At 41.3% G+C, this 305-nt stretch carries 1 pseudogene; it reads left to right on the forward strand.

Annotated features, from left to right (window positions below):
- Positions 1–77 precede the first annotated feature (77 nt).
- Positions 78–305: pseudogene (locus tag AB4486_RS27270) on the forward strand (helix-turn-helix domain-containing protein); the annotation flags it as partial.

Below are 305 nucleotides of genomic sequence, written 5' to 3' on the forward strand. Positions count from 1 at the left end.
ATGTTGGGGCTTAAATCAGTTACTTGTACCGTCCTAAATATGGTTGACACATTTCCAACATGAAATTGGAGAGTGTCATGAAAACAACAAGTAGACGTACTCAACGAGATTATTCTCTTGCCTTTAAATTGGCAGTCGTAAGCCAAGTTGAAAAAGGCGAAATGACTTATAAGCAAGCTCAAGAACGTTATGGGATCCAAGGGCGCTCCACCGTTTTAGTTTGGCTTCGCAAACATGGTCAACTAGATTGGTCTAAAGGAATAGAACAATCGAGAGCGTTAGGAGCGACTATGTCAAACTCTTCC

Origin of the sequence: Vibrio sp. 10N.222.55.C6 (genome assembly GCF_041473395.1) — a bacterium.
In the GTDB taxonomy this organism is placed as follows: domain Bacteria; phylum Pseudomonadota; class Gammaproteobacteria; order Enterobacterales; family Vibrionaceae; genus Vibrio; species Vibrio crassostreae_C.